The 20,763-nt window shown below is 62.6% G+C and carries 16 protein-coding genes; 9 read left to right on the top strand and 7 right to left on the bottom strand.

All coding sequences use genetic code 11. The annotated features are described in order from the left end of the window. The first annotated feature begins 5 nt into the window (after positions 1-5). Together nuoN and K2O50_RS09645 are read left to right on the top strand one after the other, a co-directional pair. Complete coding sequence (nuoN, locus tag K2O50_RS09650; RefSeq protein ID WP_038706426.1) at positions 6-1,475, top strand: NADH-quinone oxidoreductase subunit NuoN; 1,470 nt, start codon at positions 6-8, stop codon at positions 1,473-1,475. 243 nt (positions 1,476-1,718) lie between these two features. After that, positions 1,719-3,770, top strand: coding sequence for a TonB-dependent receptor domain-containing protein (locus tag K2O50_RS09645; RefSeq protein ID WP_220690004.1), 2,052 nt, complete (start codon positions 1,719-1,721; stop codon positions 3,768-3,770). On the opposite strand, the gene K2O50_RS09640 is transcribed toward K2O50_RS09645, so the two are convergent. Beyond that, positions 3,755-4,918 carry a hypothetical protein gene (locus K2O50_RS09640; protein WP_156329658.1) on the bottom strand — a complete coding sequence of 388 codons (1,164 nt, stop codon included), beginning with the start codon at positions 4,916-4,918 and terminating at the stop codon, positions 3,755-3,757. The two genes, K2O50_RS09645 and K2O50_RS09640, sit on opposite strands and share 16 nt — an antisense overlap. 209 nt (positions 4,919-5,127) lie before the next feature. On the opposite strand from K2O50_RS09640, the gene K2O50_RS09635 reads away from it, so the two are divergent. Together K2O50_RS09635 and K2O50_RS09630 are read left to right on the top strand one after the other, a co-directional pair. Then, positions 5,128-7,812 (top strand): TRAP transporter substrate-binding protein, encoded by a 2,685-nt coding sequence (locus K2O50_RS09635; RefSeq protein WP_050706498.1) that lies wholly within the window; start codon positions 5,128-5,130, stop codon positions 7,810-7,812. Between the two features lie 14 nt (positions 7,813-7,826). After that, positions 7,827-9,365: a metallophosphoesterase gene (locus K2O50_RS09630; RefSeq protein WP_220690003.1), complete on the top strand. Its 1,539-nt coding sequence runs from the start codon at positions 7,827-7,829 to the stop codon at positions 9,363-9,365. Between the two features lie 50 nt (positions 9,366-9,415). On the opposite strand, the gene K2O50_RS09625 is transcribed toward K2O50_RS09630, so the two are convergent. After that, the gene (locus tag K2O50_RS09625; RefSeq protein ID WP_198744988.1) at positions 9,416-10,480 is read right to left on the bottom strand and encodes an AI-2E family transporter; all 1,065 of its coding nucleotides are present in this window, start codon (positions 10,478-10,480) and stop codon (positions 9,416-9,418) included. 124 nt (positions 10,481-10,604) lie between these two features. Between K2O50_RS09625 and yegQ the strand changes: the two genes are divergently transcribed. From yegQ to K2O50_RS09600, 5 genes are all read left to right on the top strand, one after another. Beyond that, positions 10,605-11,939, top strand: a complete 1,335-nt coding sequence (gene yegQ, locus K2O50_RS09620) for a tRNA 5-hydroxyuridine modification protein YegQ (protein ID WP_050704937.1) — start codon at positions 10,605-10,607, stop codon at positions 11,937-11,939. Between the two features lie 142 nt (positions 11,940-12,081). After that, the gene (locus K2O50_RS09615) at positions 12,082-13,809 is read left to right on the top strand and encodes a copper resistance system multicopper oxidase (RefSeq protein ID WP_050704936.1); all 1,728 of its coding nucleotides are present in this window, start codon (positions 12,082-12,084) and stop codon (positions 13,807-13,809) included. Continuing rightward, a complete protein-coding gene (locus tag K2O50_RS09610) occupies positions 13,802-14,707 on the top strand; it encodes a copper resistance protein B (RefSeq protein ID WP_050704935.1) in 906 nt (301 codons plus the stop codon). The genes K2O50_RS09615 and K2O50_RS09610 overlap by 8 nt, the downstream gene beginning before the upstream one ends. A gap of 137 nt (positions 14,708-14,844) precedes the next feature. Beyond that, positions 14,845-15,273: a DUF411 domain-containing protein gene (locus K2O50_RS09605; protein WP_050704934.1), complete on the top strand. Its 429-nt coding sequence runs from the start codon at positions 14,845-14,847 to the stop codon at positions 15,271-15,273. Beyond that, positions 15,273-15,710, top strand: a complete 438-nt coding sequence (locus tag K2O50_RS09600; protein WP_050704933.1) for a YqaA family protein — start codon at positions 15,273-15,275, stop codon at positions 15,708-15,710. Before K2O50_RS09605 ends, K2O50_RS09600 begins: the two co-directional genes overlap by 1 nt. A 54-nt stretch (positions 15,711-15,764) precedes the next feature. Here the strand turns inward: K2O50_RS09600 and K2O50_RS09595 are convergent, their stop codons facing one another. The 5 genes from K2O50_RS09595 to K2O50_RS09575 all read right to left on the bottom strand — a co-directional run bounded on the left by K2O50_RS09595 (position 15,765) and on the right by K2O50_RS09575 (position 20,586). Next, the gene (locus K2O50_RS09595) at positions 15,765-16,973 is read right to left on the bottom strand and encodes a hypothetical protein (protein WP_050704932.1); all 1,209 of its coding nucleotides are present in this window, start codon (positions 16,971-16,973) and stop codon (positions 15,765-15,767) included. A 281-nt stretch (positions 16,974-17,254) separates the two neighbouring features. After that, entirely contained in the window at positions 17,255-18,076 is an 822-nt protein-coding gene (locus K2O50_RS09590) for a hypothetical protein (protein WP_050704931.1), read from the bottom strand. Between the two features lie 14 nt (positions 18,077-18,090). Further along, the gene (gene sctE, locus K2O50_RS09585) at positions 18,091-19,251 is read right to left on the bottom strand and encodes a type III secretion system translocon subunit SctE (RefSeq protein ID WP_162232959.1); all 1,161 of its coding nucleotides are present in this window, start codon (positions 19,249-19,251) and stop codon (positions 18,091-18,093) included. Then, positions 19,241-19,747: a SycD/LcrH family type III secretion system chaperone gene (locus K2O50_RS09580; protein WP_050704929.1), complete on the bottom strand. Its 507-nt coding sequence runs from the start codon at positions 19,745-19,747 to the stop codon at positions 19,241-19,243. The genes sctE and K2O50_RS09580 overlap by 11 nt, the downstream gene beginning before the upstream one ends. 8 nt (positions 19,748-19,755) lie before the next feature. Next, positions 19,756-20,586, bottom strand: coding sequence for a virulence-associated V antigen (locus tag K2O50_RS09575; RefSeq protein ID WP_162232958.1), 831 nt, complete (start codon positions 20,584-20,586; stop codon positions 19,756-19,758). Positions 20,587-20,763 lie beyond the last annotated feature (177 nt).

Raw genomic sequence — 20,763 nt, 5'->3', positions numbered from 1 at the left:
GCGCTATGGAATTCACCACTCAACACTTCATCGCATTGGCGCCGATGCTGATCACCACCATCACCACGGTGGTGGTGATGCTGGCGATCGCCTGGAAGCGCAACCACTCGCAGACCTTCCTGCTGTCCACCGTGGGCCTGAACCTGGCCCTGCTGTCGATCCTGCCGGCACTTAAAGTCGCGCCGCTGGCGGTCACCTCGCTGGTGACCATCGACAAGTTCGCCTGCCTGTACATGGCGATCATCCTGGTGGCGACGCTGGCCTGCGTCACCCTCGCCCACGCCTACCTGGGCGAAGGCTCCAAGGGCTTCCCTGGCAACCGTGAAGAGCTGTACCTGCTGCTGCTGATGTCGGCACTGGGTGGCCTGGTGCTGGTCAGCGCCAACCACCTGGCCGGCCTGTTCATCGGCCTGGAGCTGCTGTCGGTGCCGGTCTACGGCCTGGTGGCGTACGCCTTCTTCAACAAGCGCTCGCTGGAAGCCGGCATCAAGTACATGGTGCTTTCGGCCGCCGGTTCCGCCTTCCTGCTGTTCGGCATGGCGCTGCTGTACGCTGATGCAGGCAGCCTGACCTTCGACCAGCTGGGCAAGGCCCTGGCCGCCACCAGCATGCCGAGCCTGCTGGCGCAGCTAGGCCTGGGCATGATGCTGGTCGGCCTGGCCTTCAAGCTGTCGCTGGTGCCGTTCCACCTGTGGACCCCGGACGTGTACGAAGGTGCCCCGGCGCCGGTCGCCGCGTTCCTGGCCACCGCCAGCAAGGTCGCGGTGTTCGCCGTGGTCGTACGCCTGTTCATGCTCTCCCCCGCTGCCAGCAGCGGCGTGCTGAGCACCGTGCTGGCGGTGATCGCGGTTGCCTCGATCATCATCGGCAACCTGCTGGCGCTGACCCAGAGCAACCTCAAGCGTCTGCTCGGTTACTCGTCCATCGCCCACTTCGGCTACCTGGTCATTGCCCTGGTTGCCAGCAAGGGCTTGGCCTTGGAGGCCATGGGCGTGTACCTGGTCACCTACGTGATCACCAGCCTCGGCGCTTTCGGCGTGATCACCCTGATGTCCTCGCCATACGCCGGTCGTGACGCAGACGCCCTGTACGAGTACCGTGGCCTGTTCTGGCGCCGTCCGTACCTGACCGCGGTACTGACCGTGATGATGCTGTCGCTGGCCGGTATCCCGCTGACCGCAGGCTTCATCGGCAAGTTCTACATCATCGCCACCGGCGTCGAGTCGCACCTGTGGTGGCTGGTCGGCGCCCTGGTGATCGGTAGCGCCATCGGCGTGTACTACTACCTGCGCGTCATGGTCACCCTGTACCTGGTCGAGCCGAACCTGCGTCGCCACGACGCCCCGCTGAAGTGGGAACAGCGCACCGGCGGCGTGATGCTGCTGGCCATCGCCATCCTCGCCTTCGTGCTGGGCGTGTACCCGCAGCCGCTGCTGGAGATGGTGCAGCAGGCTGGCCTGCAACTGATCGGCTGATCGGCTGACTGCGTCACAAGACACCCCGCCTCGGCGGGGTGTTTTTTTAGCGTTGCATTACATCCCATCGCGGGGCAAGCCCGCTCCCACGCTGCCTCAAGAGGGCTGGATATCTGGAAATGGCGTGGGAGCGGCGGTGCGCCGATGCGACTTGCCCCGCGATTGCGATTACAGATCGACCACTGTGCTTCGTCTGCCCTTTGCAGCGTCAGACTCCCGCACTCGATCTGGAACCCCGTCCCCATGCGCCCCACCCTCCCCTACTCCCTGCTGGCCCTGTTCGTCGCCGGCGCCACTCAGGCCGCCAACCGCGTCGAACTCGACCAGGTGCTGATCCACGACCGGGGGCAATCCGAACTGGAAGCCGCCGCTGACCAGCTGCGCGAAATCCCCGGCGCCAGCAACCTGGTGGACATGGACAAGGTGGGCCAGGGCCGGGTGGCCAGCAACCAGGACGTGCTGGCCTATCAGCCGGGGGTGTTCGCCCAGTCGGCGGGCAACGATGGCATCAAGCTGTCGATCCGTGGTTCGGGCATCAACCGCGCGCCGGGCGCCCACGGCTCGGGCGTGTACACGATGTTCGACGGCCTGCCGCTGACCGGTCCGGGCGGCACGCCCTATGAACTGTTCGAACCGCTGTGGCTGAGCCGTGCCGAAGTGCTGCGCGGCGCCAATGGCTTCGACCAGGGCTCGCTGGCCCTGGGTGGCGCGATCAACTATGTGACCCATACCGGCTACGATGCCGCGCCCTTGCAGGTGCGCTACGAAGTCGGCAGCCGTGGCTACCAGCGCCGGCACATCAGCTCCGGGCAGGTGCTGGGCAATCTCGACTACTACGTGGCCCTGACCGATGCCGAGTACGACGGCTACCAGGACCACAGCAGCGGCAGCGCCAAGGGCATCGCCGCCAACGTCGGCTACCGCTTCAACCCGAACCTGGAGACGCGCTTCTACCTGCGCTACCGGGAAACCGAGAACGACCTGGCCGGGCGCCTGACCAAGGACCAGATCAAGCACCATCCCCGTGCCGCCAACCCGGCATACCTGGCCCGCGACGACAGCCGCCCGCAACCGGGCAGCACCTGGGTGGGCAACAAGACCACCTTCTTCCTGGATGACGATTCGCGTCTGGTGGCCGGGCTGGTCTATCACGACTATCCCATGGACCTGCGCGAAGGCCCGATGCGCCTGAAGGTCGCCTACACCGATGTCAGCGGCACGCTGAACTACCTGCGGCGCGACACCCTGTTCGGCCACGAGAGCAAGACCACCCTCGGCTGGCGCACCACCAAGCACTTGCCCAACAGCGGCGCCTCGCAGTTCGCCCGCAACGGCGGCGACAATTTCGGTGCCCGCACCCGCGATTTCAGCTACCAGGGTTCGGACACCGTGCTGCATGCGGGCAACGACCTGGAGCTGATTCCGAACCTGTGGCTGACCACGGGCCTGGCGATGATCTACACCCGCCGCGAAAGCGACGTCACCTACCCAAGCAGTGGCGGCAAGGTCAGCCAGCATGACTGGGACTACGCCCCACGCCTGGGCCTGCGCTACGACATCCACCCGGACCTGCAGGTCTACGGCAACCTCAGCCGCTCGGTGGAGCCGCCGCACCCGTGGTCGCTGGTCTGGAGTGCGCCGGTCGCCAACCAGCCCATGAAGATGCAGAACCAGACCGCCACCACCCTCGAGCTGGGCGCCCGCGGCGATTCGGCACTGGGGCGCTGGGACCTGGCCTGGTACTACGCCCAGGTACGCCACGAACTGCTGAACGTGGAAGTCGTGCAAGGCTTGCCGTTCAAGGAGTTCAACGCCAGCCCCACCGTGCACCAGGGCGTCGAGGCCGGCCTGGACAGCCTGCTCTGGGAACAGCCGGGCACCGGCAAGCTCAGCCTGCGCCAGGCCTACACCTTCAGCGACTTCCACTACCGCGACGACGACAAGTTCGGCGACAACCGCCTGCCCGGCATCCCCATGCACTACTACCAGGCCGAACTGCGCTACGACTGGCCGAGCGGCTTCTACGCCGGGGTGAACACGCAGATGGCCTCCAAGGTGCAGGTGGACTACGCCAACAGCTACCACGCCGACGCCTACGCCCTGCTCGGCGCGCGCCTGGGCTGGGACTCGCCGAAACGGGACTGGCAGACCTGGCTCGACCTGCGCAACCTGACCAACAAGCGTTACGCGGCGACGGTGACACCGGGGTACAACGATGCCGGGCAGGACATCGCCCGCTCGACGCCGGGGGAAGGGTTTGGGGTGTATGCGGGGGTTTCCTACAGCTTCCGTTGACTGACGGCTAGATCGTTACGGCGTTGCCGCGCCTCGTCCAACTCAACGACCGTACGCAACAAAGCTCGAAAAAAAGCCGCACGGGGGAAGGAACGGTTGGCCGCAGCGCCACGCACCAGCACGTTTGGGTGATCTCGCAAAGGCAATACGTAAGTCCAGTGGTCCGATTTCACTTCTGCCAACAAGGTGGAGCCCGGCAGCACCGCCTCCGCGGCGAGCATCTGACCATCATTGCGAGGATCAACTCTGGCAAGGCGTTCGTAGAAAGGACGTAATCCCGGTGAAACATCCTCGGCAGCAGTGTAGGCAAGCACGGTATAGCTGTTCACCTCAGGCAGCCTCGGGTGGTTCGCCAACCAACGTACACGCTCACGTCGAGTGAGGCTCGTGACCTCATGTCCATCCGAGGGGGTACACTGCAATCCGTTGAATCGAGAAGCAAGCTTCTTGTAAAGGTCATCATGGGTATCGGCCAGGGGGGTGCCCATCACCACCCCAGACAGCGAAACGAACGACAACGGCTTTCGAGGCAGTCCCCTATTTCCCAGTTGCGCAAGCGCTTCCAGAGTATCCGCCGCGCCTTTCGAGTAACCAACGACGACGATCCGCAATACTGCCGGATCCATCGCCTCTTGGCGGATGGCATCAGCTATCGTCATGCCATTGGTCATGGACGAGACTCTCCCTCCCACCGCCACAGCACGTACTCGTCGGAGCCCAAGGGATGCCAGGTAGGTGTAACCTTCGGTGAGATTGCGTACCGGTGTCCTGGTGGTACCGTCGCTGAACGGCAGCGACTGATCGGCCACGCAGTCACCGAAGATTCCTGGAATCACAAGCACGGAAACGCCCCTTAACGAAACTTCAGACGTTGGACCGGCAACAGCCTGCTCAGGCCAATGGATCCATGCCTGGACACTGCTTGCGCGCCCCATCGGAGATCGGGCCAACTCTGCCGCAAGATGATTGGCAAACAGTTGCCGATCATCACCAATGCCCGCCGCTCCGATAGGTAGCGATGCGACGGTAAAGGGACTGGGGATGGGGGAAGTCAGCATCTCGGGTTTACAGCCGGACAAACCTGCCAAAACCCAGGAAAAGATGACGACCAGTACCACCCGGCACACAGTTGAAACGTTGCCAACCATTGGTTTCTCCCGTCGCATGCACGCCTGGAAAAATGTAGCAGCGCGCAGCGAAGTCGGCGCAACATCCTAGATAGCAAAAGAGCACCATCGACCATTGACCGATGGCTTACGTCAGCTAGATTAAATGATGGCATTTGGAGACACGGTCCACACCCGTGTGCATTGTCCATGCATTGGTTCAATGCATGGCAAAGCGGGAGCCGAGTACTATGAAAGCCGGTTTGATTGCCACTGCCATATTCTTTGGCCAGCTCAGCCTGGCCTCTGCAACAACGCCGTCTCAAAGTGTCTTTGTTCAAGTGGCATTACCCCCGGACACCGGTTTTGATGTCGGAGCGTTGAAGACAAGGCTACCCACCCAGGCCAGCGTTGAAGTGAGGCTAGCGTCAGAAGCCTCGGAAGTTGTCGACCAGGTGCGTCAAGGGAAAATCGACATTGCGCTTGTCCCCACCAGTGGTATCAGTCGCTATGCGCCAAACTTCGCAGTGTTCGACTTACCGTTCATCGTTAGCGAAGGTGCTGCGGATAAACTTTTTTCCGGCGTTTTCGGCCATGAGACCACTCCTTATCTGCTTTCCAGCCTCAAGAGCTCGGGCCTTGGGCAGATTGGCGGTGCGCTGTATGTGGACACGTACGTACTCGCCAGCCAAACACCGGCCAGGTCGCCTGGCGACTATCGCGGCAGCAGGGTGGCGCTATTGCAGGACAGCCCAATGCGTGGCCCCCTTGAGGCTACTGGTGCGAGCCTCGTACTGATGCAGAACAATAAAGAGATTGTCAGAGCCTTGGAGCATGGAACGATTGATGCTGCCGAACTTCCCCTGAGGGAGTTAGGGCACTCCTTCGAGACGCCTTATATAGCAATGACCTCTCACCGCTTCTCTGCCTTGGCCGTCATCTACAACAAGTCCAAGTATGCACAACTCTCTACGGAGGTACGTGAGCACATCGACTCGGCATTCAGAACAACCCGCGATTCCATGTATCGGCCAAGGCCGTCCTTTCCCGAGAATGAACTAGAAGTAGACAACAATATCCGTAACGAATGGCGTCACCTAGTCGAAAAAACACAATGGAAAACGATCGACAAAGTCGATAAAGGTCTGCTGACTGCACTGCAAGAGCCTATGGTGTTTCATCCAATGAGCGCTACCGGCGAGCCAGGCAGCGACCTACGTTGGAACACCTGGTATCAGTCAGGTAGTGAAACATTTAGCCAGCAGCTATACCCAGACCGAGAGTACGACCTGACGCTTGACTTAGGGCGGGCTTCCTACCCCGGCACCCTCGCGACAGCAGCAGAGCAGTGGATCTTCAGAGAAATCCAACGAACTCCAGAAGGTGCCGATATCTCCCTGCTGATTCGCCCTGTCATTACCAGTGATATTCTGACCGTGCGCGCGGACCAACCACTGACCGCGAAGGTACTCAAAATTAAACGGGACCGGCTGGTCCCCCAGGCCAACGATTTACAATTGGTCGAGCAGGCCGCAAGTCGCCAGATAACACTGCAGACACTTTCCAAGGCACTTTCCGTCAGCGAACCACTCACCTGGCCCATAGTCGTCGCCAATCGAACGGGCTGCGCGCAGATTGCATTCTCCATCTGGAACTTCAGTGGTTTACGGCCCCTTGATCAGATCGTGATCAATGTCCCCGTGGTGGCGCATGCTGGCAGTCCTACACCTGATTGCAAAGCCTCCATTGACGGAGGCATCGACAGCCTGCTGTCACTGGATGCACAAGACCCCCTGTCGCAAGCCGACGCAGCCCTACAGTTCTTCGATACTGGCAGCAAGCGTGAAGGCGACGCCAAGACCGTGGCCGTTTTCGTCAGCCGGACCGAGCTGCAGAGCGCTCTGGATAAAGGCGCCCCCCCTCCCGTCCATGCCTGGACACTCAAAGACGAACTGTCCCGTTTTCTTCAACAACCCGAAAACCTGCAACGGTCGATTACCAAGGCTCATGATGAGATTGACAAGCAACGCCCTTACGACAGCGTTGTACGGCAGCTTTCCGCATCCATCTTCAACGCTCGTGAGCGCAGCGAGGATGCAGTGACCGAGCACGCAAAGAAGACGCTGAAGGAGCTTGCCGCGCAGTCAACCCCTGCCATGGTGCTCACCCGGTACTTCGATAACGATGGATCAATTCAATATCTGCCGCTCGCTTTGCTGGCGGCCGATGCCCAGGAACGGATCCTGTCAAAAAGACTGACGGTCGTTCAACCGGTAGCCGAGCCCAATTCACTCCCCAAGAATAGTTGCGTCGATAACTGGGACCTGGCCATTCCCGATCGACTTGAAGGTGCCCAAGCCGAGGCAGCCGAGTTGCTTGCAAAATCGGACTGGCGCCCAACAGGGGCCGGGAACCATTGGTACCGTGACAACCCTCAACTATTCAACTTCCTCAGATCACGAGGTAACGATAACCCTCCTCGCACCGGTTTGCTGCTACTTGCACATCACGATAAAGGGGGCATTACCTACGCATGGGATGAAAAGCCGGATCGTGTCATCAATGCAGAAGTTCGCAGGACGTTCGGAGCTGGCAGCTTCGCGGTGCTAGCAGCCTGTACCACAAGTGGCGCATCCAGGGAGAGCCGAAACTTCATGAACCATCTGTTGGACAACGGTATGGAAGCTGTCATCACCTCCCCGTTTCAGGTTGACACGACATTCGGCACACACTTCGCCATCAGTTTTGCCAATGCCATCAAGAAAGCTCAGGACAAGGGCGAGCCGGCCAGACTGATCGAGCTGTTCAACCGTGCAGTGGATGACACGATGCAGGCCTACCACGAGCACCCCGGCTACAGCGACATGGCTTTGGAGCTGCAGATCATTGGCAATCACGATGTGAAGCTTTGCAGCTCCACCGAAGCGAATCACTAGGGAGAGAATATGCCATGCGTGGCACAATGATGGCTACATTGCTCACCGTTTTGATGTATCTGCTACCCAACGGCTCGCCTATGGCCGCAGCACGGGTAAGCATCCTGATCAGCGACCTGCATTTCGGCTTGGGAAAAGAAGCCGCTGGGCATTGGCACCCCTATGAAGACTTCCGTTGGCCGAATGCCCTTGCCGGCTTCCTACAAGCACTGTCCAGTGAATACGGCGACAACATCGATCTGGTCATCGCCGGGGACTTCCTTGAGCTATGGCAAACACCCACGGATATTCCCTGCGGCAGCGGTTCAGCTGATGCGGGCTGCACGGTGGATGAGGTGACGCGGCTGGCAGCCCGCATCAGCAAGGCCCATGCCCATGAGTTGTCATTACTGGGCAACTTCGCACGCAGGGGAGACAACCGCCTGTATGTGATTCCGGGCAATCATGACGCCGCATTGCTCGTGCCCCAGGTTTGGCAACAGGTTTACCCTGGCTTCGGCGACACACAAGATCGGGTGCAACTGGTCACTGACGGCATCTGGCAATCGGCGGACAAACATGTGGTTGCCGAGCATGGACATCAAATTGGCAGCGATGTGAACTCGTTCGAGAACTGGCCGTCCGTGACCAGCAGAGGGAGTGACGGAACTCGCTTCATGGTGCGGCCATGGGGAGAACGGTTCGTTCAGCAATTGTTCAACGCAGAAGAACGCGCTTACCCGATGATCGATAATCTCAGCCCGGAAACCGCAGGTGCTCGTTACCGAATGCAGGAACGAGGCTGGCTTGGAACCTTGGCCGACACAGCCAGATTCATTGCATTCAATATTTTCGAAACGTCGCTGACCCAGAAAGCCGATGCGCTGGGCAGCCAGGACCCTGGCCAGGACAGCTTCAGCCGCAAGGCAGCAGAGCGCGCCGGTCACCAGCTGTTTTTACTGTCACTTCCGGCTCACGACCCACTCCGGGAGCTGATTGAAGGGGGGGATGAACAGCAAATAGCCATGCGCAAACAACTCGACACACTGGTTACCCAGCTTTCTGACGATGACCTCAGTACGTTGTGCCGCACTGCAGCCCGGCAGTCGAACGGCAATCCGTGCGTCGATTCGCTGGGGGCCTTGCTGACCAATACCCTGGTCCCTCAGCTATCGATCTTCCGCTCGCATCTGGCCAACCGCCAACGAGAGTTGGGAGGCTTCGACATATTCGTTTACGGCCACACGCACTTGTGGGAACACCCTTGGAAGGTGACCAATGTTTCCGGCAAAGTCAGGAGCGTCACCGTAGTGAATACGGGGGCCTTCCAGCGCCTTGTCGATGATGCCGGCTTCGTGAAGATTGCCAGGGACAAGTCGATTTCACCCTCTCAGGCACTCAAACAGTTGTCAGTGGAGAATCTTCAACCTTGCTACGGAGTGGTCGTGGTGGACCACAGTGCTGCGACGGTGCGCGCGCGGTTGCGATTGTGGCAAATGCAGGAGGGCGAGGGCCCAGGGGTATTCAGAGAACCAGGCGTAAGCGACTGCCCCAATAACAGACCAGTCAAATGAGGTGAGCAGGCCAAGAGCCCCTGAGGTAGATTACACCTGCCTGAGTTGTATCACGACGGCAACTGCACCTGCGGCTTGGTCGAGGCAAAGATCGCCCAGCTGGAAATGAACAACGCCGCGATCAACGGCCCAATCACAAACCCGTTGAGCCCGAATACCGCCAACCCACCCAAGGTCGACACCAGCACCAGGTAATCCGGCATCCGCGTATCCTTGCCCACCAGGATCGGCCGCAGCAGGTTGTCCACCAGGCCGATCACCAGCACGCCGAACGCGGTCAGCACGATCCCCTGCCAGATCGCCCCGGTCAGCAGGAAGTACAGCGCCACCGGCCCCCAGACGATTCCCGCCCCCACCGCCGGCAGCAACGACAAAAACGCCATCAGCACCGCCCACACCAGCACGCTGGGAATGCCCAGTACCCAGAAGATCAGCCCGCCCAACGCCCCCTGGGTGATCGCCACCAGCAGGTTGCCCTTGACCGTGGCCCGCACCACGCGCTTGAACTTCAACTGCAGGCGGCGCTTCTGCTGCTCGGGCAGCGGCACCGCCTGGCGCACCTTGCGCGCCACCTCCGCGCCCTCGCGCAGGAAGAAGAACAGCAGGTAGAGCATGATGCCGAAGCTCACCAGGAACTCGAAGGTGCCCTGGCCGAAGCTGAACGCCTGGCCGGCGAGGAACTGGCTGCCCTGGGTCGCCCACTTGCTGATCTTGTCGCGCAGGCCGTCGAGGTTGCCCATGCCCATGCGGTCGAGGAAATGCTGGGCATAGGCCGGCAGCATGTCCTTGCCGCGTTCGATATAGCCGGCGATATCCAACTGGCCGCTCTCGATGCGCTGGTATAGCGCGGCGCCCTCCTGCACCAGCAAGGCGCCGATGACGATCACCGGCAGCACGGCGATCAGCAGGCAGGTGAGCAGCGCCGTCGCCGTGGCCAGGTTGCGCCGCCCGCCGAAGCGCAGCAACAGGTGGCGCTGCAGGGGCGCGAAGAGTATCCCGAGGATCACCGCCCAGAAGATCGCGCCGGAGTACGGCAGCAGGATCCAGATGAAGGCGATGGTCACCAGTGCCAGCAGCACGGTCAGGGCTTTGTTCTGCAAGACGGCTTCGTTCATGGGCATTCCTCGAGGGCTCAACAATTTAGTGCCTCGCGCATCGGCAAAAGTGCCGTTGATCCAGATCAATACCTGCGCGATGCCACCGTCTTAGCATCCGCGCCTTTTGCCCCCGGTGCGCACCATGACATTTCCCGCCAAGCCCGAACTGCTCGCTCCCGCCGGCACCCTCAAGACCATGCGCTACGCCTTCGCCTACGGCGCCGACGCGGTCTACGCCGGCCAGCCGCGCTACAGCCTGCGGGTGCGCAACAACGAATTCGACCACGCCAACCTGGCCCTCGGCATCCAGGAGGCCCAGGCCCAGGGCAAGCGCTTCTACGTGGTGGTCAACATCGCCCCGCACAACGCCAAGCTCAAGACCTTCCTCAAGGACCTCGCACCGGTGATCGAGATGGGTCCGGATGCACTGATCATGTCCGACCCGGGACTGATCATGCTGGTGCGCCAGCACTTCCCGCAGATGCCCATCCACCTGTCGGTGCAAGCCAACACGGTGAACTGGGCCAGCGTTCAATTCTGGCAAGGCCTGGGGCTGACCCGGGTGATCCTGTCGCGGGAGCTGTCGCTGGAGGAGATCGAGGAGATCCGCCAGCAGGTACCGGAGATGGAGCTGGAAGTCTTCGTGCACGGCGCGTTGTGCATGGCCTATTCCGGGCGCTGCCTGCTGTCGGGCTACATGAACAAGCGCGACGCCAACCAGGGCACCTGCACCAATGCCTGCCGCTGGAAGTACCAGGCCACCCCGGCCAGCGAGAACGCCACCGGCGATATCGTCCGTGAATGCGAGCCGACCCTGGGCCTCGGCGCGCCGACCGAACAGGTGTTCCTGCTCCAGGAGTCCAACCGCCCCGGCGAAGAGATGCCGGCCTTCGAGGACGAGCACGGCACCTACATCATGAACGCCAAGGACCTGCGCGCCATCCAGCACGTCGAGCGCCTGGCTCGGATGGGCGTGCACTCGCTGAAGATCGAAGGCCGCACCAAGTCGCACTTCTACTGTGCCCGCGCCGTGCAGTCCTACCGCCAGGCCATCGACGACGCGGTGGCCGGGCGGCCGTTCGACCGCGGCCTGATGAGCAACCTCGAATCCCTCGCCCAGCGCGGCTACACCGAAGGTTTCCTGCGCCGCCACGTGCACGACGAGTACCAGAACTACCAGCGCGGCAACTCGGTGTCCGAGCGCCAGCAGTTCGTCGGCGAACTGACCGGGGTGCGCGTGGACGGCCTGGCCGAGGTGAAGGTGAAGAACCGCTTCGCCGTGGGCGACCATCTGGAGCTGATGACCCCGCGCGGCAACTACCACTTCGACCTGCACCGCCTGCGCAACCGCCAGCAGCAGGCCATCGAAGTGGCGCCGGGCGACGGCCATGTGGTGTACCTGCCGATTCCCGAGCAGGTCTCGCTGGAATTCGGCCTGCTGATGCGCGACCTGGAGAGTGGCGAGGCCGCTGCCTGACAAATCTGTAATCCCCGCCTCAGGTGGCTGACAGGCGCTGGCGACGACCATCGGAGTCATTCCCGATCGCGGGGCAAGCTCCCACCGTGGGAGCGGGCTTGCCCCGCGATTGGATGGACCTTGCCAGCACCGAGAACACGCCATGCCACCGACTCCAACCCGCCGCACCTTCGTCAAGGGCCTGGGTGCCGCCAGCGCCCTGGCCGGCCTCGGCCTCTGGCGCCCACTGGCCCAGGCCGCCGAAGGCCGCCTGCCGCTGCACGACCTGAGCGGCCAGCAGTTCGACCTGTTCATCGGCCAGACCCCGGTCAACATCACCGGCCGCCCACGCAGCGCGCAGACCATCAACGCCAGCCTGCCCGGCCCGCAGTTGCGCTGGCGCGAGGGCGACACCGTGACCCTGCGCGTGCGCAACCGCCTGGACCAGCCCACCTCGATCCACTGGCACGGCATCATCCTGCCGGCCAACATGGACGGCGTGCCGGGCCTGAGCTTCGCCGGCATCGAACCCGGCGGCGACTACCTCTACCAGTTCACCCTGCGCCAGAGCGGCACCTACTGGTACCACAGCCACTCCGGGCTGCAGGAGCAGGCTGGCGTGTACGGTGCCATCGTCATCGAGCCCCGCGAACCCGAGCCGCACCAGTACCAACGCGACCATGTGCTGCTGTTCAGCGACTGGTCAGACCAGGCGCCGGAAGCGCTGATGGCCACCCTGAAGAAACAGTCCGACGCCTTCAACTACCACAAGCGCACGGTCGGCGACTTCGTCGACGATGTCGCGGAAAATGGCTGGAGCAAGGCTGTCGACAACCGCTGGGCCTGGGCGAAGATGCGCATGAGCCCGACCGACCTGGCCGACATCAGCGCCGCCAGCTACACCTACCTGCTCAACGGCCAGCCCCCGGACGGCAACTTCACCTGCCTGTTCCAGCCCGGCGAGACCGTGCGCCTGCGCCTGATCAACGCCTCGGCGATGACCTATTTCGATTTCCGCATCCCAGGTCTGAAGCTCACGGTGATCGCCGCCGACGGCCTGCCGGTGACCCCGGTGACCGTGGACGAACTGCGCATCGCCGTGGCCGAAACCTACGACGTGCTGGTCACCGTGGGCGACCTGCCCGCCTACACGCTGTACGCCCAGAGCATGGACCGCACCGGCTTCGCCCGTGGCACCCTGGCCCGCGCGGCGGGTTTGCAGGCCCCCGTGCCCGAGCCGGACCCGCGTCCGGTGCTGACCATGGACGACATGGGGCACGGCGGCATGGGCGGGATGGACCATTCGAACATGCCGGCGATGGACCACGGCAACATGGCGGGCATGGACCACTCGAGCATGACCATGATGCAACGCCACCCTGCCAGCGAGACCGATAACCCGCTGGTGGACATGCAGACCATGGCCCCCCGCGCCAACCTGGCCGATCCCGGCATTGGCCTGCGCGGCAACGGCCGCCGGGTGCTGACCTACGCCGACCTGCGCAGCCCCTACCCCGATCCGGACGGGCGCGAACCGTCGCGGGACATCGAGCTGCACCTGACTGGCCACATGGAACGCTTCGCCTGGTCGTTCGACGGCATCAAGTTCAGCGATGCCGAGCCGCTACGCCTGAAGTACGGCGAGCGGGTGCGCATCACCCTGGTCAACGACACCATGATGACCCACCCCATCCACCTGCACGGCATGTGGAGCGACCTGGAGGATGAACAAGGGCGCTTCCTGGTGCGCAAGCACACCATCGACATGCCCCCCGGCAGCCGGCGCAGCTACCGCGTCACCGCCGATGCCCTGGGTCGCTGGGCCTATCACTGCCACCTGCTCTACCACATGGAGACCGGCATGTTCCGCGAGGTACGGGTCGATGAATGAGAACCGCAACCGCCACATCGTCACCGGTGTCGCGCTGATGGCCTTGCTGGCCAGTGAACGGGCCCTCGCCGCGGGCATGGATCACATGAACCATGGCGCCATGCCGATGGACCACGGCCAGATGAACCACGGCAGCATGCCCATGGACCACAGCCAGATGAACCACGCGGCGGCACCTCCCAGCCAACCGCGCACACCGCTGCCGGTGATCACCGATGCCGATCGCCGCGCCGCCTTCCCGCCGTTGCCGGGACATCAGGTGCATGACCGGGCGACCAACTGGGCGGTGATCGTCGACCAACTGGAGTACCAGAACTTCGAAAACAGCAGCGCCCTGAACTGGAACGCCACCGCCTGGGTCGGCGGCGATATCGACCGCCTGTGGCTGCGCACCGAGGGTGAACGGGAACAAGGCAAGACCCACAAGGCCGAGCTGCAGGCCCTCTGGGGCCATGCCATCAGCCCCTGGTGGGAACTGGTCGGCGGCGTGCGCCAGGACTTCAAGCCCGCCAGCGGCCAGAGCTGGGCCGCCTTCGGCATCCAGGGCACGCCGCTCTACGGCCTGGAGCTGGAGGCCACTGCCTATGCCGGCGAGCGACAGCAGACCGCGCTGCGCCTGGAGGCCGGTTACGCTATGCTGCTGACCAATCGCTGGATCCTCGAACCGACCGTCGAAGCCAACTTCTTCGGGCGCAACGATGCCGGGCGCGAACAGGGCTCGGGGCTGGCCGAAAGCGAAGTGGGCCTGCGCCTGCGCTACGAGATCACCCGCGCGTTCGCACCCTATGTTGGCGTCAGCTTCAACCGCCTGCACGGCAACCGCGCCGACCAGGCTCGGGAGGATGGCGAGGACATCGGCCAGACCCGGCTGGTGGCCGGGGTTCGCCTGCGCTTTTAAGGCCTGACGCCGCCCCTGTGGGAGCGGGTTTACCCGCGAATGCGATGGTGGGCTCGCTGACGCATTCGCGGGTAAACCCGCTCCCACAGGATCGGTGCTGATCAACCCGATATGTTTAGTTTCACAGGAGCTCCACCATGCTGCGCAAACACCTGCTCACACTCGGCCTGTTGGCCGTCACCGGCCTGGCCCAGGCCGCCGAGACCATCGACGTCTACCGCGACCCCAACTGCGGTTGCTGCAAGGAATGGATCAAGCACCTGAGCGACAACGGCTTCACCGTCAACGACCACGTCGAGCCGAACATGAGCGCGGTCAAGCAGCGCCTGGGCGTCGAGCCACGCCTGGCGTCGTGCCACACCGGGGTGATCGACGGCAAGTTCGTCGAAGGCCATGTCCCGGCGGAGCAGGTACGCCTGCTGACCAAGCGCAACGACCTCAAGGGCATCGCGGTGCCGGGCATGCCGATGGGCTCGCCGGGCATGGAGATGGGTGACCACAAGGACGCCTACCAGGTCATCGGTGTGACCCGGGATGGCCAGGACACCGTGGTCGCCAGCTACTGATGCTCAGCCTCGGGGCGCTGTTCCTCAGCGCCTTCGGCGCCGCCACCCTGTTGCCGCTGCAGTCCGAGGCGGTGCTGGTCGGGCTGCTCATTCGCGAACCGAGTGCCTGGGCGATCCTGCTGCTGGTGGCCACGCTCGGCAACGTGCTCGGTTCCATCGTCAACTGGCTGCTGGGGCGGGCCATCGAGCACCTGCGCGAACGCCGCTGGTTCCCGTTCAGCGCCAGCCAGCTGGAGCGCGCCCAGCGCCGCTACCAGCGCTGGGGCCAGTGGTCGCTGCTGCTGAGCTGGATGCCGGTGATCGGCGACCCGCTGACCTTGATCGCCGGGATCATGCGCGAGCCGTTCTGGCGCTTCGTGCTGCTGGTCACCCTGGCCAAGGGTGGGCGCTATATCGTGGTGGCGATGATCACCTTGGGCTGGTTTCACAGTGGGTGAACAGAAGGAATTCGAAGGACTGGCTGGGCCCTGAGGTCCCAGCCAGTATCAAGCTCAAGCCGCGTCGGCAGCCTGCAGGTCGCCGAGCAGGCGCCCTGCCATGTCCAGCTTCTTCTGCAGCGTGTCCACAAACGAGAGCGCGGAGTGGGCCTGCAACAGATTGGGCTCAATCTTACGCTGCCCGAAGAGGTCGCCATAGGAGTGGGACTGTCCTATCGCCGTATGGTCCAGGACCATTGAAGCGATCGCCTTTTCGGCAGCACTGCCATGTTCGGCAAGATACTCCAGGTGCTCAAACGACTGGGAGAGCGGACTGGTCGGCCGCTGCAGCGAATTCATGGTCGCGTTGAAGTCATTGCGTGTCGGCAAAGCAACCTCATCGTCAATCTTGACAAAGCCGAGCTTGACGGCCTTCAACGAAGTTGCCGGCTCAGATTGTCCGCCGGTCATCGCGTCGTAAATCGCTTCAGGCTCCACAGGCTGCGCAGTGCTCGCTCCGACCAAAGTGGCAGTCATCAGCGCAGGGGCATCGTCGCCTGCATCCACCACGACAGCCGCCACCTGCACATCAGGCTTCTGGGCGTACAACTCAATGAACTCGGCATCGACTTCTTTGACAAACTCCACCGCCGCTTCAGGCCCCACCCGCTCGGGGTCCGGAAACTCGGCAAATCGCGAAGCCAGGAATATCACCGCATCGAGCACCTTGGCGGCAGCCATCGAGTCGTTTTGCATCAGTGCGATATTGTCCGGGTACTGGGCTTCCTTCAGAGAGTATCCGCCGACGATATCGACCTCGTTGATGCTCATCTCGACCTTCAGCTCTGGCACAAGCTCGCCCAGCTTGACGACATTCGACAACAGGCAGTTGGCGTTACGCATGATATTGCTGCCCGTGAGCTGCTCCGTGTAGCTGGCCATGAACTGCTCGGTTGGCAGGTCCTCCTGCTTGGCCAGTATTCCGTTTGCCTGCGACCTCATGACATCCGGGAGTCCCTTGGCCATCTGCTCGTTGAATGAACGCATCACGTCCGGCGCCGAAGCCGTGGCCTGCGTACCACCCGTCGCAACGCCGGGACGAAAGCCAAAGAACTCGGCAATCGCGATGAACAGGCGCATCAGGATGCCATGCTTCTGCGGTTCCTCATGGCGTGCCAAGCGCTGCGCCGACTCGCTGGTTTTCACCTGTGCGCAATCGCTGCTCTCGTTGACAGGGTCCAGGCTGGCGCCACATACCCAACTGGTTGAAACCGATTCGATCATTGTGCAAACCTCATCTTGCAGCATCGTTTGGCTTGGGGAGAAGACCGCTCCCACACCTGCAAGAACAGATGTCTTCTCCGAAGTGTCTTGCCTCCAACATGACGGAAGCTGAGTGAACGATACCGACGCCGCGCATCGGGCCCCATCAGCCCTTATCGCCTTTTTTGCACTTTTCGACTGTCACCTACCAGACACGCTGTCCGTAGATTCGCAGACATGAAAAAGCCGCAAGGGCCAACGCCCTTGCGGCTCGCAACATCCTTTCAAACAGCCTGGTGTATTCAGGCCATGATGCCTGCCGCCCTGATCCCCTGGTTATCATTGCGCAGGATTTCCTGGATCAGCTGACGCACCTGGTCGATCATCTTCGCCAAATCATCGGTACAGCGCTGGAACAACTCCTTCTGGTTGCCGGCAACCGCCGCCTCGAGCTCCTGCTCCTTGGCCCAGACATCCTGCAACGACTTGATGGCATGGGCGATGCCTGTGCCGAAGGCAGCGCCACTCTGGGCCACGCCGTTGAGCGTGTGCAGGGTGGTGTTGCGGGTGTCGATGGCGTTCTGCAGGTGCTTGACCTCGATACGGTTCTCGGCGATCAGCTGTTTCGAGGCCATCGCCAGCTCGCCGGGCTTGGCATACTCGGCAGCATGGCTGGCTTGTTCCAGGCCCTTGATGGTCCGCGCATCTCCCAGGTTCTTGAGCATACCGGTAGTGCCGCTGGCCAAGGTGAACATGCCCAATGCGCCGCTGACGGCCGCCGAGGCGAACAGCGCATTGCTGGCGGTTCTCATCCAGCCGATCTGCTCCTTGCTCGCCAGCACGCTGACTTCGGCCTGGGTCCTGCGCCCCTGCGCGTTGCCGTCCCGCACCTGCATGGCGGCCCGAAGAATGGCCAGCAGGCTTTCCAGGTCCTGGCTGCAGGGCGTGGCCTGCGGCGTATCCAGGCTTACCCGCCCTTGCTTCTCGGCAAATGCCGCGCTCGTCGCTGCGTAGGGCATGGCTAGCATCGCCCACAGTGGCTGCCCAACTTTCTGTCCCTCGGTGACCGGCAGTTGGGCATCCACGTGGGACGAATGATCGATAGTGGAAATGGTCAGACTCATGATTGACTCCTTGATCAGGCAATGACGTTTCGGCAAGCGATATCGGCGCAGGCTTTGCTGCGGTTGTTCAACAGTTCCAGCAGTTGCTCGAAGCGTTGCTCCTTCCCCGCGAGCAGTTGTTCAAGCGCCTTGGCCAACTGCTCGAGAAAACTGTGTCCCTGGTCCAGCAGCAGGCGCATTTCCGCCAGCTGGGCCTCGCTGCGCAGTGCCAGCCCCTGCATCACCGAACTGGCCGCCTGCCCGGCGCTGGACAGCGTGGTGGTGGCCATGCTGGCGCCAGTGAGGGTCATCTGCAGCTTGGCCCGGGTGCCCGCGCTGGCGGTCGAGGTGACCCCGGTGGAGGCGACGCTCTGGATCTTCTGGCCCACCGACAGGACCGTCTGCGCGACCTTGCCACTCACCTTGCCGGCCACCCGGGCGGCGACCACCGCGAGGCTGCCGCCGCAGGTCAGCACCACCGAGGCCAACGCCAGAGCGACCTCCACCGCCATCAGCACCGGCCCGAGGTACTTCATCACTTCCTTGGAGATATGCCCGTCCTCGGCGGCCTGGTTCAACGACATGGACACCACACCCATGACGCCACCGGCGATCATCAGCGCGCCCGCGACAGCGCCCAGGCCGGTGGCGACCATGACGGTCCCCACCACGATGGAGACGATGGCTGCGGCCCAGCCGAAAACCTTGGCGAACACGTTCGCCGTGCCGGCATCCTGGTGTCGCTGGGCCACCTCGTCCATCTTCTGCGCGTTGAGCGCCATCTGCTGGCGGTTCTGCTCGGTGAGCTGACGTACCTGCTGCAGGTTCAGCTCGGTCTGGCGAGCACCCAACCGGCTCAGCAGTTCGGTGAGGCGGATATCCAGTTCGGCGTCGGAGATGTCCCCGGCGAGTTGGCCAAGGATCAATGCACCGACATCAGGTACCGCGACCAGCACCGGTTGCATGAGGCCTTCAGCGTCGATCAGCTTATCGACTACCTGCCCCTGTAGCTGTCCCGTCGCCAGTGCCCCTGGAGGATCCAGCCGGACATTCATGTCCTGCTTGATCGTTGCGATTCTGGACGGTGTGCCGGTCTCGCCGGGCAACTGGATCGCCGCACCCGGCAGTAGCGGTTCCGATTCGGTTTCAGCCGGCATCAGCAGCGACTGCTCCACAGGCAGAAGTTCAGCTCGCATGACGTACGTCCTCCTTCTGCTGCAAAGTCTCCAGCAGCACCTGCGCCTGACCTGCCAGGCCGGCATGCTCGCTGTCAACCGCCAGGATCTGCGCCTGCTCGTAGCCGCTGCGCGCCGATGCCAGATCGCCCAGGTGCTGGTGGCACTGCGCGGCATGGAAGGTAAAGCGCGGGTCCTGCGGCGCGAGCATCGCGCCATAGGCATAGGCCGGCAATGCGTCCTGGTAGCGCTCAAGGGCCTGGTACGCGCCCGCCACGCCCAGAAACGCCCGGGGATCGTAATGGTCGAGCGCCGCCAGCCCCTTGAACAGTGTCAGCGCATCGTCCAGCCGCCCCGCCTGGTAGAAGTTGAACGCCTGGGCATAGAGCGCTTCCAGTTGCGTCGCGCAAACCCCATGCAGCATGGCGAACGTGCCGCCATCACCGAAGAAGCGCTCGATCGCATCGACGTTGTTGTCATCGGTATCGTGGCCAACCATCTGTTGTACTGCCGTCATCACCTACCTCAGTTCTGCAGAATCTTGGACAGCATCGAGAACCAGGTCTCGACGAACTTCATCATCACCTCGGTGGAGGTGGTGTAGCGCGACCCCACGTCGTTGAGCAGGGTGGTCTGTTCGGTCACCTTGTCGTTGACGATGCGGGTACGGTCGCTGAGTGCCTGGGAGAAATTGGCCAGCGGGTTGTTGTCCTTGTCCCAGGCGTACTGCGCCTTCAGGTCGCTCATCGGCCCGCTGACCTTTTGCAGGCGGCCGCCGTTTTCACTCGACGCAGCGGCAGATTGCGCGCCCTCGAGGAAATGCCGCACCGTGACGACCCCGGCCGACTGGAACGTATCCAGGCTCGAGAGCAGTCGGCGCTCGGGGCTCTTCTCCCAGCTGTCCGCGTCAAGGTCGTAGAGCTTGCGGTCGAAAAGGTTGAAGCCATCGTCTTCCAGCTTGAAGGTGCCCTTATCGGCCATAACCACGTTGACCTTCGACTGGATCACGCTGAAGATCTTCAACTCCGCCGTGAGGCACTTGAGCTGCTCGCTGAGCTCGGTGCGTTCGGCCTTCTGCTTGCGCATGCGCAGGCCCATCGCCGCCATGACCAGCTCGTCCATGCGCAGGCGTTCGCCCAGGTTCTGCAACTGCAGAGGCGCCCCCGGTAACCAGCTGGCATAAGCCTCAAGCAACTGGCAAAGCGCATCGACATGCTGCTCAGGCAACGGTTGCGCCAGCAGGCTCTCGAAATAGGGACGATTCTGGGCCAGGCGCGCCTGCCCTTCACTCCCCAACAACTTGCCAACGACCTGCTCCCAGAGTTCCGGGTTCAGTGGTTGGCCTTGGCCGTCCACGGCCACGATCCTGTGTCGATTCAGGACCTCGTCCAGCTGCTTGAAATCCCCCCAGTTTTCCACCGGTGCGACACGATCTACCTGCGGCAATGGGACAGGGCGACTACTTGCTTCAATAGAACTGCTCATCATCTGTATCCGTTTGGCCAGGTACCCGTATTGGGGTACATGCAGATG

This window comes from Pseudomonas sp. 2hn (assembly GCF_019646095.1).
GTDB lineage: Bacteria > Pseudomonadota > Gammaproteobacteria > Pseudomonadales > Pseudomonadaceae > Aquipseudomonas > Aquipseudomonas peradeniyensis.
Note: the sequence above shows the minus strand (reverse complement) of the source record. Positions and strands in the feature narration are given on the sequence as shown.

What these genes read in the sequence shown, in the direction of transcription:
- nuoN (WP_038706426.1), top strand. Translation starts at nt 6, where the DNA reads ATGGAATTCACCACTCAACACTTCATCGCATTGGCGCCGATGCTGATC.
- K2O50_RS09645 (WP_220690004.1), top strand. Translation starts at nt 1,719, where the DNA reads ATGCGCCCCACCCTCCCCTACTCCCTGCTGGCCCTGTTCGTCGCCGGC.
- K2O50_RS09640 (WP_156329658.1), bottom strand. Translation starts at nt 4,918, where the DNA reads ATGGTTGGCAACGTTTCAACTGTGTGCCGGGTGGTACTGGTCGTCATC.
- K2O50_RS09635 (WP_050706498.1), top strand. Translation starts at nt 5,128, where the DNA reads ATGAAAGCCGGTTTGATTGCCACTGCCATATTCTTTGGCCAGCTCAGC.
- K2O50_RS09630 (WP_220690003.1), top strand. Translation starts at nt 7,827, where the DNA reads ATGCGTGGCACAATGATGGCTACATTGCTCACCGTTTTGATGTATCTG.
- K2O50_RS09625 (WP_198744988.1), bottom strand. Translation starts at nt 10,480, where the DNA reads ATGAACGAAGCCGTCTTGCAGAACAAAGCCCTGACCGTGCTGCTGGCA.
- yegQ (WP_050704937.1), top strand. Translation starts at nt 10,605, where the DNA reads ATGACATTTCCCGCCAAGCCCGAACTGCTCGCTCCCGCCGGCACCCTC.
- K2O50_RS09615 (WP_050704936.1), top strand. Translation starts at nt 12,082, where the DNA reads ATGCCACCGACTCCAACCCGCCGCACCTTCGTCAAGGGCCTGGGTGCC.
- K2O50_RS09610 (WP_050704935.1), top strand. Translation starts at nt 13,802, where the DNA reads ATGAATGAGAACCGCAACCGCCACATCGTCACCGGTGTCGCGCTGATG.
- K2O50_RS09605 (WP_050704934.1), top strand. Translation starts at nt 14,845, where the DNA reads ATGCTGCGCAAACACCTGCTCACACTCGGCCTGTTGGCCGTCACCGGC.
- K2O50_RS09600 (WP_050704933.1), top strand. Translation starts at nt 15,273, where the DNA reads ATGCTCAGCCTCGGGGCGCTGTTCCTCAGCGCCTTCGGCGCCGCCACC.
- K2O50_RS09595 (WP_050704932.1), bottom strand. Translation starts at nt 16,973, where the DNA reads ATGATCGAATCGGTTTCAACCAGTTGGGTATGTGGCGCCAGCCTGGAC.
- K2O50_RS09590 (WP_050704931.1), bottom strand. Translation starts at nt 18,076, where the DNA reads ATGAGTCTGACCATTTCCACTATCGATCATTCGTCCCACGTGGATGCC.
- sctE (WP_162232959.1), bottom strand. Translation starts at nt 19,251, where the DNA reads ATGCGAGCTGAACTTCTGCCTGTGGAGCAGTCGCTGCTGATGCCGGCT.
- K2O50_RS09580 (WP_050704929.1), bottom strand. Translation starts at nt 19,747, where the DNA reads ATGACGGCAGTACAACAGATGGTTGGCCACGATACCGATGACAACAAC.